We start from the raw sequence: 12,889 nt of genomic DNA, 5'->3' as shown, positions 1-12,889 counted from the left end.
ACGGAAAAGGGGGAGCACCAGACCAGCAGCGTCCGGTGCTCCCCTGCTTTATGACCGATTCTCCGGACTACTTCCCGTCCTGGCGCGTGTACGTCGAACCGCCCAGCCGCAGCAGTTCCAGGTCGGGCCTACCGTTCTTGTCCGGCAGGGCATAGGCGAACAGCGTCTCGGTGTGGCCGTCGCCGTAGGTCAGCGCCAGCGTGTAGCCGCTCACCTTATACGTGCCGCTGCTGCGCCGGTCGCTGGTCACGGTCACGCCGCCGGTCACGTTCCCGAGGTTCGTGCCGGTGTCCGTGGTGGTCGCGGACACGCCGCCGCTGCGCGCCCGGGTGAACCTGCCCTGCGGCAGGAAGTTCAGGGTGGTCTGGAAGCCCCCGCTGACGGTGCTCGTGCCGCCCCCGACGAAGGACTTCGATTCATAGCTGCCGGCGAGCTTCGCCCCGTCCAGCTTCAGCAGGGGCTCGTACGTGCGGCCGTCGATCTTCAGCCCGGTGCCCACCCTGACCAGCGGCACCGCCTTGTCCTTTCCGATCACGATCTGGCTGCCCTGGACACGGTAGACCTCGCACACCGGCAGGCCATTGGGGTGGGTGCGCGTACAGCTGGCCTCGTCAATGGAGCCGTCCGGCTCCTGGGTGTACACGTACCCGCTCCGGTCGAACACGTACACGTCCCAGCACAGGCCGCTGCACGTGCCGTAGCCGCTGGCCGCCAGGGGATCGGGGTACCACGCGGCGTAGGCCCCGCTCAGGCCGCCGCTGCCCTTCGGGGGGGTGGGGGCCTTCGTGCTGCCATAGCGGGGAATGGGGGTGGGCTTCACGACCAGCCGGCACTCCATCTTCGGGCGGTAGACGCTGAGGGTACGCACACCGGCCTCGTCCTCCTGGTAGGTGCCGTTCGCGTCGTCCAGGGGGCCGCCCGTGAACGTCACGTCACTCCAGGCATCGTTCTGGTCGCTGCGGAAGTCGGCCGCGTAGCGCCCGGTCTGGCCGCCCAGTCGGTACATCCCATCCTTGAGGATCTCCAGCGTGCCGCCCGACTTGCCGCTGCCGTCGGTGGCCGTGCACGGGTACGCGGCGGGTACGGGTGTTTTGAGTCTGAAGTCCAGCAGCTGCCGGTTCTCCCGTGCGCCGCGCTGGTAGCACTCGAAATCGATACTGTCGTCCAGCACGTTCTCGCCTACATTGCTGATGCTGAGCGTCTGGCCGTAGTCGTCGATATTCAGGTAGCCGTAGGCCCCGTCCAGCGGGCCACCGGTCCAGTCGGTCTTGATCAGGCTGCTGTCCTTGCGCACCGTATACGTCCCCGAGCCGTAGGCCGTGCGGTACTTCCCGCCCGACAGGATCTGCACGGCCAGTTCCGGGGTCACGCTGCTGCCGCGCTTTTCCTGATAGCAGCGGAACTCGTCCGGGATCACGGCGACCTCCGGATTGCCGCCAGCCGCGATGAACTGCGCGGCGTTCATGGGTTTGACGGCGGGCAGAGCGGTCTTCGCACCGCCCAGCGGAGAGGTCGCGGCGGTGCCCTTGCTGGGCGTGCTGGTACCCGCCGTGCCCGAAGCCTGCGCGGGGGCAGCCGAACGGATCAGTGCCACGTAAGTGTCCTGAAGGCCATCGACCGCGTTCAGGCTGGACGTCACCAGCACATAGACCGACGCGCTGCCCGATCCGGTCAGACGGGCCGTGTAGAAGCGGTACTGCGTGCCCTGTGACAGCCGGACGGTCACAGCGGCCGAGAGCAGGGACGCGCCGGCACCACTCCCCGCCTGGATCTCGCTCTGATCGGTGATCTGGCCGTCGCTGGAGAGCTGCTGCACGACCGTCCTGAACCACGCCTCCGGGTCGCCGCTGACCTTCTGATCCGGGATCAGGAGCATCAGGCCCTGGCCCGCGCCGCCGGGAGCGGTGAAGGTGACCATCTCGGGCTGCGCCTTCACCGCCCAGCCGGTGGGAGCCGTGTAGGTCACGGTGCCGATCTTCGCGGCCATGGCCTGCGACTGGAGCGCGAGCAGCGGGAGCAGGGCCAGCAGCCACCCCCGGACGAAACGTCGGATCAGATGCGCGGCGCGGATCGGGAACCTGGACATGGACGGGCCTCCGGACAGGACGGGCGGGGACGTCGGACTCGGCGCAGTGTAGGGCGAGCGCGTCCCAGACCGGGTTAGTCCGAATTCACGGCGGGCTCATCCGGCACGTGGCGCTGCCGGATGAGCCCGAAATAGTGTGACCTGCGTGCTACCGGACGACCAGACTCAGCGCGTGCCGCCGTAGCCGCCGCTGCAGGCCGCGCCGCGCTCGGGAGCGGTCGGCCCCTGCTCGTACTTGTCAAGGAAGGCTTTCAGACGGCTGTCGTCGGCCTTCTCGACCTTCAACTGGGCCCCCCACGCGCTGGCCACGACCGGACTGGGCAGACCGTCGTAGGGGCTGAGCAGCGTGTAGGGGCGGCCATCCACCAGGGTCTTCAGGGCGGTGACCTGGGCGGCGTCCAGATCCGGACGGTAGGTGATCCACACCGCGCCGTGCTCCAGGCTGTGCACGGCGTACTCGTTGTACAGCGGCTGGGTGTACACGCCGCAGTTCTGCCAGCTGGGGTTGTGCGCCCCGCCCGCCGGCGGGTTCTCGGCGTAGACCAGGGAACCGCTGCGGTGATCGCCGGCGGCGTAGGTGTAGGTCTGGAGGCCCTCGATGCCCTTGGAGCCGCACGCGGTCAGGGTCAGGAGGATCACGGGCAGGATCGGGAACGCGGCGCGCATCATCACGGCCCAGGGTATCTCACCACCGATGAGACTTATTCCCCGCCGACGGCCCGCGCGGCGTCGGCCACTCCGTCGAGCACCACACCGGGGGGCCGGCCCTGCGGGAAACCGGGGCCGAGCAGATCCACGTCCTGCCGGTCCGGCACGAGGTCGCCCTTCAGACCGCGCTGCTCCAGCACCGGCACGAAGGCGTCCATGACCTCCGGCTCGCCGTGGACGAGCCACACGTGTGGCCGGCCGGTCGTGCCCAGGAAGGCCAGCAGGTCGTCCTGATCCGCGTGGGCCGAGAAGCCGCCGATGGTGTGGACGTGCGCCTGCACCGCGATGTCCTCGCCCATGATGCGCACGTGGTCGGCGCCGGTTACGATCCGCCCGCCGAGCGAGCTGGGCGACTGGTACGACACGCTGATCAGGGTGGTCGAGGGCTTCCACAGATGGTGCTTGAGGTGGTGCTGGATGCGCCCGCCGGTCATCATGCCGTTCCCGGCCATGATGATCGCGGGGCCGTCGTAGCGGTTCAGACGCTGCGACTCGGCGCTGGTGGGCACCACATGCAGCGTCGAGGGCCGGAAGGGATCCTCGCCGTCTTGCAGGGCGTTCCGTACCGGCGGGATCAGCTCGTCGCCGAACTCGAAATACTCGTTGGTGGCGCGGGTCGCCATGGGGGAGTCGAGGAACACCGGGATGCGCGGCACCTCGCCGGCGTCCATCAGCTGTTTGAGGGTGTACAGGATGACCTGGGCACGCTCGATGGCGAAGGTGGGGATCAGGATCTTGCCGCCCTCGCGCACCGCACTCCGCAGGGCGTCCCGGAATTCCAGCAGGGTGTCGTTCCACGGCCGGTGGGTGCGGTTGGCATACGTGGTCTCGATGACCACCGCGTCGACCTCCGGGGGGGGCGTGAAGTCAATCTGAAGGCCGCTCTCGCGGTTGCCCAGGTCGCCGGACATCAGCAGGCGGCCGTCACTGCTCTCCAGCAGCAGGTACGCGCTGCCCAGGATGTGCCCGGCCCGCTGGGGCGTGACCTTCACCCCGGCGACCGTCGTGGTGTCCCCGAAGGCCAGATCCGGGCGCAGCAGGGCCAGCGTGCGGTGGACATCGGCCTCCTCGTACAGGGGTGGCAGCACCTCGGCCTCGCGGCCCTGGCGGCGGGCGTGGCGCAGCTCCATGCGGTAGCCGTCCTCCTGCAGCCGGGCCGAGTCGAGCAGCACCGTCTCGACCAGGGCGGCGGTGGGCGGCGTACAGTGCACCGGCCCCCGGTAGCCGCCGCGCACCAGCAGCGGCAGCCGTCCCACATGGTCGAGGTGCGCGTGCGTGAGGATCACGCCGTCCAGGCCCTTCACATCGAAGTCGAAGCTCTCGCGGTTGCGGGCGTCCGTCTCGTCGTTGCCCTGGAACAGACCGCAGTCGACCAGCAGCTGACGGCCTCCCAGGGTGAGCAGGTGCATGCTGCCGGTGACGGTCAGCGCCGCGCCGTAACTCTTCATGTGCATGCCCCGGAGTGTACCCTGCGCCACGAATGGAGCGGCCCGGCCCCCCGGACGAGCGCGTCAAGGGTCATACGGAACTTGCGCGAGTCCAGGACATGCCGTGAGAAGATCGGCATGCCCTTCCACCGCTCCAGTCCCGTGTGTCGTTCGTGCTCGCTCTGCTTCGCAGCTTTGCAAGTCCGCTCGCCCCTCGCCTCCGGCTCACCTGAATTCCGTATCACAATGCAGCATGGTCATCGAGGAGCAGGCGGTGGTGCGGGCCCTGCGGAACCGGCGGCAGGGAGCGGTGCTGGCGTATCACGGCCCGGCCGGGGTCGGAAAGACCCACGCCGCCCATGACCTGCTGCGCCGCGCCGGCGTGCGGGCGCACGCCCTGAGCGCCACGCTGCCGCTGGCGGACTGGCCTGCCCGCTTCCCGGCGGGCCGCGCCCTGCCCGGGTGGATCCAGGCCGCGCTGCGCCGCCTGCCGGACGGCGACGGAGCGCTCAGTGCCCTGGCCGCCCTGATCGCGTCGCACGCGCCGGTGGGCGTGATCGTGGACGACCTGCACGACGCATCTCCCGCGCAGGCCCAGGCCCTGACGACGCTGGCCGGACTGCTGGCGCGGGCACGGGGCGTGGCGCTGCTGCTCACCACCCGGCACGCGGTGCCCGGCGACCTGCCGGCGTACGAGATCTGCCCGCTGGACGAGGCCGGCACCGCCGCGCTGTGCGCCACCGAACTCGGGCCGCACCTGCCGCCGGAGGTCTGCCACTGGGTTCACGCCCGGGCGCACGGCAACCCCCTGTTCACCCTGGAATACCTGCGCTTTCTGGTGCGCAGCGGGCACCTGTACAGCGACGGCCAGCGCTGGCACTGGCGCCCGCCGGACAGCGCCCGCCTGCCGGGCCGGATCGAGGCGCTGATCGACCTGACCCTGGAACGCGCCGGGCCGCACCGCGCGGCGCTGGAGGCGCGGGCCTGCGTGCCGGACGCGCCGGTGCCAGTCTGGGCCAGCGTGGCGGGGATGGATCCCCAGACGCTGCACGGGGCCATCCGCGAGCTGACCCAGCAGGGCCTGCTGACCGGGCCGGACGGCCACTTCAGCCACCCACTGTACGCGGAGGTGCTGCGGGCCCACGACTCGCCGCAACACCTCCGGACGCTGGCCGGGCGGGCGCTGGAGGCCTACCGGGATGATCCCCTGCGGGCCGTGGATTTCCTGGACGCGGCCGGAACACCGCCCGAGGTGGCCGCCCAGCTGCTGGAACGCGCCGCCGGGGACGCGCAGAACCGGAGCCAGGGCGCCCATGCCGGCACCCTGCTGGCCCGCGCCAGTGACGTGGCCCCCCCGGCACGGCGGGCCGCGCTGGCCGGGCAGGCGGCGCTGCTGCTCCAGGGCAGCGACCTGCCCCGGGCCCTGGCACTCGCCACCCGCGCCCTGGCCGATCCGGCGCTGGCGGCCAGCACCCTGCCGCTGGCCGCCACCCTGAGCGCACGCTCCGGCGGCCGGGCGGCGCTCGAGGCGCTGCTGGACACGCAGCCGCCCGGCCCGCACGCAGACGGTGCCCGCATCCTGGCCCTGCAGGGCATCGGGGATCACGCGGGAGCACTCTCGCACTGGGACACCCTGGATGCCGACGAGCACGCGGCGGCGAGCGTCCCGGTGCGCAGCGCCGTGGCGATGGCGCTGCTGGGTACCGGCCGGCGCTACGACGCGGCGCGGGCGCTGGACACCCTGCTGGCCGAATCCCTCAGCGAGCCCGAACGCCAGCGGCTGCTGGGCGTGCAGGTCATGCTGCTGTACCACCAGGGCGAGTACCGCGCCGCCGCCGATCTGGCCGGCGCCACCGCGCTGGACATGCAGGCCGCCGGGAACGCGGTGGGGGCCAGCGCCCTGTGGCACAACCGGGCGGCCTTCCTGCGGATGCTGGGGGAACTGGACGCCGCCATGGACAGCGTGACCCGTGCCCTGGACGCCCGGCGCCTCCTGGGCGATGCCCGGGGCTACGCCAGCAGTCTGGGCATGCGGGGTGAGCTGCACCTCGAACGCGGTGAGCTGGATCTGGCCGAGGACGCCCTGAGCGAGGCGCACAGCGTCCTGACCTACCAAGACGGCGCCCACTTCCTGCTGAACAACCTGGGCATGCTGACCTCGCTGTACACCCTGAGCGCCGCGCCGCTGTCGGGCGAGCTGGCGCTGCACCACGCGCGGCGGGCGCTGCGGCTGGCCCGCGACCTGGGCAATCCGCAGCTGCTCACCGAGACCCTGGCCGATGCCAGCCGGGCGTATGCCCGCGCCGGTCAGGGTGAAGAGGCGCTGGATCTGGCGGCCCAGGCCCAGACCCTGGCGGGCACCCTGAGCGCCGACCCGCGGATCCAGAGCCGCAACGCGGTCGCGCGTGCCCTGGCGCTTGACGCCCTGGGCCGCCGCACCGAGGCACTCGATGCCCTGCGGGCTGCCGAGGCCGTGGCACGGGAGCACCTGGGGACGTACGAGGCCGACCGGATCGCCGTGGACATCGCCCGCCTGAGCGCCGACCGGGCCACACTGACGCGGCTGGCCGCACAGTTCGAGGCCGGCGGCCAGGGCCTGGGGGCGCTGCTGGCCCGCCGGGCGCTGGGCGACGCCCCGGTTCAGCCGGGCGAGGTGCGCCTGCGCGTCCTGGGGCCACTGGAACTGGACGGCGTGCCCGTGCGCGGCGACGTGCGCCGCACCCTGCTGCTGCGCGTGCTGGAGGCCCGGCTGCTGGGCCGCACCGAGGTCACGCGGCTGGATCTGGCCGACGACCTGTATCCGGGCCGCCCGGAGGCGCAGGCCCTGGGAGCACTCAAGCAGGCGGTGGCGGCGCTGCGGGCGGCGTCGGGCCACGAGGTGATCATGACCACCGCCGGCGGCTACGCCCTGGGCGACGTGCCCAGCGACGCCGAGGCCTTCCTGAGCACCCCGGATCTGGCCCACTGGCGCGGTGCCCTGCCGCCCGAGACCGGCGAGGCCCTGCGGGGGGCGCTGCACGCCGCGCTGCTGCGGGCGGCCCGCGCCGCCCTGCCGGAGGATCCGGCCGCCGCCGCCCGCGCCGGACGCCTGCTGTGGGACGACGACGTGCTGGACGAGGACGCGCTGGCCCTGACGGTGGACGCCCTGCGACAGAGCGGCAACCACCGCAGCCTGACCCGCGTGTACCGGGCGGCACGGGAGCACCTGGCCGGCGTGGGCGTGATCCTGCCGGAACGCTGGCAGGACTATCTGGATCATCGGTCATGATCGGAGACACCAGATCTACCTGTCCAGCGGGTCGAGCCAAAACGTCGTGTTCATCGCGTTTTTGAGGATGCCTCGTCAGAAGTGTCCGACCTGTTGATCAGACACTGTCGTGTCTGACAGCGGTGTTCAGTTCCGCCCAGGGGCGGAACAGACGCCCGAGGGCTCCACGTCCAACCGCTGTCTTCTCCGGGTGCTCGCTCCGCTCGATTCAGAGGCACTGAGGGAACCCCGGGGGGCCTCTGAAATCTGCTGTGAGGCTGGAATTCGGACGGCTGCTCGGGACACCTGATCCGCCTGACCGTGTCCGGCACAACAGCCCCCTCACCTGACCGCCGCCTCACCCGGCCGCCCGCACCCTGGGGGCGGAGGTGGAGGGAATGGCTGGAGTGAACCGGGGGGTCACCTACCTGCTGTGTCCGAGATGCGGGCGCGCCCTGCCCAGCCACGCCGGGGAACGCTACTGCCCACACGACGGGGCGCGGCTGCTGGAGCACTGCCCGGCATGCCGCGCCGACATCACCAGTCCGTACGCTCGCTACTGCACGCGCTGCGGCCGGACGCTGCTCAGGACGGAGGGAACAGGGACATGAGAAGCACAGAGAAGCAGCACGGGTGGCGGGGGGGCCGCACCGTGGCATTGGGGCTGCTGCTGGGGGTCACGGCGCTCGCGGCGACCGTCACGCGCATCAGCGTGAACGGGCGGGTGGTGCCGGGCACCGTGGTGGACATCGGCGGGCAGACGTACGTGCCGGTCAGTGCCCTGAAGGCGGCGGGCTTCACGGTCGGCACGTCCGGCACCACCCTGACGATCAGCACGGCCGCGAAGGCACCCGCAGCCGGTACCGTGCCCGGCGGCTCGCAGCCGCTGACGGCACTGTCGGGCTGCCTGAACCAGACGCTGTTCAACGGCGTATGGCGCGTCAAATTCAGCAACCTGCGCCTGGTGCCCGAGGGCAGCGGAGCCCGCTGGCACCTGGATCTGGAGGTCCGCAACGGCACCGCGAAGATGATGACCGGCGCGGACGGCCTGCTGATGGCCGACAGCCTGCACCTGGCGTTCCTGGCCCCGGACGGCACCCCCATGAACTGGGGCACCACCGACGAGCTGAACGGCCAGAAGTTCACCTTCAGCCAGCTGCCGCCCTCCGGCGTGTGGCGCGGCGTGGTCACGACCATCGACGGCAACGACGCCCGCACGGGCCGCCCGCCGACCAAGCTGCTGTGGCGCGTCGACCTGTCCGAGGGGGGGGACTTCGCCAGGGCGCTGCCATGGGGCGTGAAGGATCCCAGTTTCCGCGTCGACCTGACCTGCACGAAGTAACGCAAGGCGACCTCGCCGGCACCCGACACCACCATTTCCGATGACCCTGGGGGGAACTCATGCACCACCGTCACGCTGCACTGCTCAGCCTGTCCGCCCTGCTGATGGCCTGCGGGCCTGGACCCAGCACGCCCGATCCTGTCGAGAGCTTCTTCAAGACCCAGCCGGCCTTCGGGGGCACCGTTCCGGCCGGGGCCGACACGGTCACGCCCGCCGAATTCAAGGCGCTGGTCGAGGACGGGGCCACCGTCGTCACCGCCGCCGACCTGGCCCGCGAGGCCGAGACCCAGCGTACCCAGGACGCCCAGGACGAGGCGGCGGCCCGCGACTACGTGGCGCAGTTCCCAGAATTCGCCGGGGTGCTGGCCGCGAACGCGCCAGACGCGATCAACGCCGACGGCGACCGGCTGGCGCAGGTGCAGGCGGGCACGGGCACCCAGCCGGTCACGCTGCTGGGGCCGGCGTTCGGCCGATCCACGCTGGCGTCCCATGCCCGCACCTTCGCCACGCGCGACAACCAGCTCGGGCTGTACCGCGAGCTGTACCCGGATCTGGAGGCGGCCCTGGCCCGCCTGGGCACGTCGCCCGGCCGGTTCCATCTGCCCCCGCCCGACACCATCACGACCCTCACCACCGCCGAGGTGATCAAGCTCAACCAGCAGCTGGGCGACGTGAGCCGCGAGTACCGCGTTCAGATCGCCGCCCTGCGCTTCCTGCTCGATCCCATCGGGGCCGAGACGGGCACCGGAGATCAGCTCGACCGCTCGCAGACCGGCTCCTGCGAGGGAGCGGCGGCCGGCGGCCTGCTCCAGAATTTCGAGTGGCCACTCAAGAACCTCACGACGTCGGTCAAGAGCCAGGGGCAGCGCGGCACGTGCTGGGCCTTTGCCACCCTGGCGGCGGCCGAGGCCGAGATCGCCCGCCGCAACGGCCGCCGGGTGAACCTCTCGGAGCAGGACTACGCGGCGCGGCGCTTCGTGTTCTGGCAGCCGCGCACCTTCGGCGACGGCGGCGACCCGGTGAGCATCGCGCAGGCGGCCAGCGCCGACGGCTACGACCTCCGTCTGGAACGCGGGTGGCAGTACAACAAGAGCAACAGCCGCGTCGTGAACACGGCGGCGCAGACCTACAGCAACTCCTGCACCGGCTATCAGGATGCCAGCGCGAATTTCGGGGTGTGCTCAGACACGAATTTCCAGGGCCGACTGGTGACGGTGACCGTCCTGGGTCTGCCTTTCGTGATCCGCGCCGTGCCGAATACGCCCAGCCCCAGCGGCTACCGCCTGCAGTCGCCCCGCGACTTCTGGGAGCAGGACAACAAGACCCGCTCCATGGCGATCCTGGCGCTGCGCACCATCCTGGGCCACCCCACGATGGTCACGCTGGATGCCCGCTACATCAAACCCACGGGCAACGCCATGCCGTCACTGAACAACATGAATCCCGACGCCAACGGCTTCGTGCCCGGCCAGACCATGCGCCGCCGGCCCGACGGCAGCTGGGACTTCGACCTCAACCACGTCGTGACCGTCACCGGCTATGTCACGGCCGATCAGGTGCGCCAGGTGCTGCCCAACCAGCCCGTGGCCGACGACTACGGCTACTTCATCGTCAAGAACTCGTGGGGCGACTGCTGGGGCGATCAGGGCTACGTGTACCTGCCGTACACCTGGATCGAGACCTTCGTGGGGCAGGCCAGCACCGGCGTTCTGCAGTAAGGCACACGGCCCGGATCAGCGCGACCGCGACCGTCACCGACCCTTCACAGCACGGACGTCCGGCCTCCGGCGTCCGGGAGGACACCTTCATGGCAGACGGCTTCATCCTGACCATCGCCCGCTGCGTGCCGCTCCTGGCCGCGCTCGTGGGCAGCAGCACCCTCGCCCAGGAACGCATCGGCACGACCAGCCAGCCGCTGAGCGTGCAGCGCGCCAGCGTGTGGCCATCGGCACAGATCGGCGTGTGCTGGGAGAATCCCGGCAACAACGCCACCGAGCGCGGCTGGGTGCGCGCGGCCGTGCAGCGCACCTGGGAAGCCGCGTCCGCCGTGCGCTTTACCGGCTGGGGCACATGCGCCAGCGGCACGCGCGGCATCCGCATCCAGATCATCGACAACCACTCGCACACCGAGGGCCTGGGCAGCCGGCTCGACGGCAAGGCGAACGGCATGCAGCTGAACTTCACCTTCAAGAACTTCAGCAAGAGCTGCCAGAGCACCCGCCAGTACTGCATCGAGGCCATCGCCACGCACGAGTTCGGACACGCCCTGGGGCTGGCCCACGAACACAACCGCTCTGACCGCTTCGACTGCGCCGAGGCGCACCAGGGCACCGAACCCGACTACTTCGTCACGCCCTACGACACCACGTCGATCATGAACTACTGCAATCCCACTTGGAACGGCGGCGGGAACCTCAGCGATCTCGACCGGCTGGGCGTGAATGTGCTCTACGGCAAGGGCACGGCCCCGGTGCCGGGCAGCAGCCCCGAGACCGTCTCCTACAAGACCTTCAATCTGGAACAGTTCGAGACGATGTTCGTCGCGCCGAACGGCTCGCTGGGCCTGGTCTGGAAGGTGAACAACTCGTGGTGGAAGGGGCCGGTCTCGCTGTCGGGGCCAGGACTGCTGCCGCAGGGCGCACATATCTCGATGGTCAGCTACCCGCCCAACAACCAGCTGGAGGCCTTCTACGCCGCCAGTGACGGCGCGGTTCACGTGACCTACAAGGCGAAGAACGGCGCGTGGTCGAACCCTATCCGCCTGACCCCGCCGAACACCGTCCGCCCCGGCGGCGACCTGAGCGCCGTGTTCTACCCGCTGAACAACCAGCTGGAGGTGCTGTTCATCGGCAGTAACGGCGCGCTGAACGTGCTGTGGAAGGCGCAGAACGGCAGCTGGAACGGCCCCGCCGCCCTGAGCGGGCCGGGGCAGGCTCCCTCGGGGGCAGGGATCACCGCCACCTACTATCCGCTGAACAACCAGCTCGAGGTGATGTTCGCCGGGAACGACGGCGGGATCGGGCTGGCCTGGAAAGCGCAGAACGGCAGGTGGAACGGCCCCTTCGGCATCGCGCCCCCCCGCCAGATGCCCGCCGGAGGACGCATCACCCTGCAGTACTACCCGCTGAACAACCAGTTCGAGGCCTTCTTCGTGGACAACAGCGGGCGGGTCAACGTGCTGTGGAAGGCGCAGAACGGCAGGTGGAACGGGCCGGCGGCCATTACCGGGCCGGGAACCGGGGTGCCGGGCGGCTCGATCGTGGCCTCCTTCTACCCGCTGAACAACCAGCTGGAGGTCGCCACCGTCGGCCCGAACGGAGCCGTGAACCTGACGTGGAAGGCCCAGAATGGCCGGTGGAATGGCCCCGTCGCGCTCTCGAACGCCGGCGCGGCCACGCCCGGCAGCCCGCTGGCGATGCGCTACCAGACGATGTCCAACCAGCTGGAGATCTTCTACACCGATCCCGGCGGCCTGCTGAACCTGATCTTCAAGGCACAGAACGGCGCGTGGAACCGGCCCTTCCGGCTGTAGCCACACCGCACCCATGGCGCCCCGGCCGACCACGCCGGGGCTTCATCAGCCCTTGATTTTCCACGCCGACCTGACAGGCGGGGTGTACGGTCAGGCCATGACGCAGCCCTCCCCGACCTTCCAGAAGATTCTCGTGGGCGTGGATTTCTCGGACGCCTCGCGGCACGCGCTGGACGTGGCCCGCACGCGCTTTCCCGGTGCCCAGCTCAAGCTCGCGCACGTCACGGATGCCCGCGCCGGCACCACGCCGGATCTGATGGGCGGCGTGACCCCGACCCTGCCCGATCCGGCCGTGCTGAACGCGCTGGAGGACGCCGACGCGAGCGTGATGTCGCGCGTGGTGAAGCCCGGCGAGGAGACCGTGCAGCTGGTGGGCGATCCCCTGACTGGCCTGCTGGACGCCGCCCAGGAGTGGGGGGCCGACCTGATCGTGGTGGGCACACACCCACAGGGCATGCTGGAGCACTTCCTGCTGGGCAGCACCGCCGAGAAGCTGGTGGCCCGCAGCCGGATTCCGGTGCTGTCCGTCCGGCACGGCTGAGTGCGC

General features: G+C 70.6%; 9 protein-coding genes. 6 read left to right on the top strand and 3 right to left on the bottom strand.

What is annotated here, in order from left to right:
* Positions 1 to 67: 67 nt before the first annotated feature.
* The 3 genes from U2P90_RS06480 to U2P90_RS06470 form a co-directional block, all read right to left on the bottom strand.
* Entirely contained in the window at positions 68 to 2,086 is a 2,019-nt protein-coding gene (locus U2P90_RS06480; protein WP_322474273.1) for a hypothetical protein, read from the bottom strand.
* 165 nt (positions 2,087 to 2,251) lie between these two features.
* A complete protein-coding gene (locus tag U2P90_RS06475) occupies positions 2,252 to 2,752 on the bottom strand; it encodes a DUF3105 domain-containing protein (protein WP_322474670.1) in 501 nt (166 codons plus the stop codon).
* A 35-nt stretch (positions 2,753 to 2,787) separates the two neighbouring features.
* Positions 2,788 to 4,248 carry an MBL fold metallo-hydrolase gene (locus U2P90_RS06470; RefSeq protein ID WP_322474272.1) on the bottom strand — a complete coding sequence of 487 codons (1,461 nt, stop codon included), beginning with the start codon at positions 4,246 to 4,248 and terminating at the stop codon, positions 2,788 to 2,790.
* A gap of 226 nt (positions 4,249 to 4,474) precedes the next feature.
* Here U2P90_RS06470 and U2P90_RS06465 point away from each other — a divergent pair, with 226 nt between their 5' ends.
* From U2P90_RS06465 to U2P90_RS06445, 6 genes are all read left to right on the top strand, one after another.
* Complete coding sequence (locus tag U2P90_RS06465; RefSeq protein WP_322474271.1) at positions 4,475 to 7,489, top strand: hypothetical protein; 3,015 nt, start codon at positions 4,475 to 4,477, stop codon at positions 7,487 to 7,489.
* Between the two features lie 377 nt (positions 7,490 to 7,866).
* Positions 7,867 to 8,079, top strand: coding sequence for a double zinc ribbon domain-containing protein (locus tag U2P90_RS20170; protein ID WP_367174107.1), 213 nt, complete (start codon positions 7,867 to 7,869; stop codon positions 8,077 to 8,079).
* Positions 8,076 to 8,810, top strand: a complete 735-nt coding sequence (locus tag U2P90_RS06460) for a hypothetical protein (RefSeq protein ID WP_322474270.1) — start codon at positions 8,076 to 8,078, stop codon at positions 8,808 to 8,810. The genes U2P90_RS20170 and U2P90_RS06460 overlap by 4 nt, the downstream gene beginning before the upstream one ends.
* Positions 8,811 to 8,869: 59 nt before the next feature.
* Complete coding sequence (locus U2P90_RS06455; protein WP_322474269.1) at positions 8,870 to 10,528, top strand: C1 family peptidase; 1,659 nt, start codon at positions 8,870 to 8,872, stop codon at positions 10,526 to 10,528.
* Positions 10,529 to 10,617: 89 nt separating this feature from the next.
* Positions 10,618 to 12,342, top strand: coding sequence for a M57 family metalloprotease (locus tag U2P90_RS06450; protein WP_322474268.1), 1,725 nt, complete (start codon positions 10,618 to 10,620; stop codon positions 12,340 to 12,342).
* 97 nt (positions 12,343 to 12,439) lie between these two features.
* On the top strand, positions 12,440 to 12,883 hold the full coding sequence (locus U2P90_RS06445) for a universal stress protein (RefSeq protein WP_322474267.1): 444 nt from the start codon (positions 12,440 to 12,442) through the stop codon (positions 12,881 to 12,883).
* The last annotated feature ends 6 nt before the right edge of the window (positions 12,884 to 12,889 follow it).

Source organism: Deinococcus sp. AB2017081, from assembly GCF_034440735.1.
Lineage (GTDB): Bacteria > Deinococcota > Deinococci > Deinococcales > Deinococcaceae > Deinococcus > Deinococcus rufus.
Note: the sequence above shows the minus strand (reverse complement) of the source record. Positions and strands in the feature narration are given on the sequence as shown.